The sequence below is a fragment of the Psychrobacter sp. 1U2 genome (assembly GCF_051847575.1).
Genome location: NZ_JBPYDC010000861.1, coordinates 1 through 799, shown reverse-complemented (window position 1 = coordinate 799; position 799 = coordinate 1). Strand labels below are relative to the sequence as shown.

Below are 799 nucleotides of genomic sequence, written 5' to 3'. Positions count from 1 at the left end.
TACTTATTTCCTATCACTTCACGCGGCATACTATACTGACGATGACTACCGCCTGCACTAACCGGTGAATGTACTTATCATATTTAATATTAGTGATACTGGTAATCAACTTTGACACCACTATGTCAAGCTTACAAATCATAGCTTAGTTAATTATCAAATCATAGCATCTAGCACATGTATTTATAGCAAAGCCTTGCTATTATACGGTCTAAAAACCATCAACCTATCCTATATTTCAATAAGTTTTTGATAATAATCACAATTATATAGCATACAAATACCTTATGCTGCCTGTATTTAGTTCACTCTATGCACCAGACGCTAGCCACTTGTAGGAGTCCACATGGCAAATCAGTTTCAATTATTTAAGCGTCGTCGCTTTAACGCTATGTTTTTTACCCAGTTTTTGGGTGCTTTTAATGACAATATTTTTAAACAAGCACTGATTTTAGTTTTGACCTATACTGCCGCCAGTCAAATCGGCGTGGAAGTGAGCATCTTGAATAATTTAGCCGCCATGCTGTTTATTTTGCCTTATTTTTTATTTTCTGCCTTGGCGGGACAGATTGCAGATAAGTTTGAAAAGTCGAAACTCACCCGCTTTGTTAAGCTGCTTGAGCTGGTCATTATGACAGTGGCGGCTATAGGCTTTGTGTTTGAATGGTATGCTCTGCTATTTGTAGCGCTGTTTTTAATGGGTACGCATTCTACCTTTTTTGGTCCGATTAAATATGCTTATCTGCCACAAGCAATGCAAAAAGACGAGCTTGTCGGGGCTAATGGTTTGTTTCAGATG

Annotated in this window: 1 pseudogene; it reads left to right on the top strand. The window is 37.9% G+C overall.

Annotated features, from left to right (window positions below):
• Nucleotides 1–346 precede the first annotated feature (346 nt).
• A pseudogene (locus ACS8FD_RS19175) lies at nt 347–799 on the top strand (MFS transporter); the annotation flags it as partial.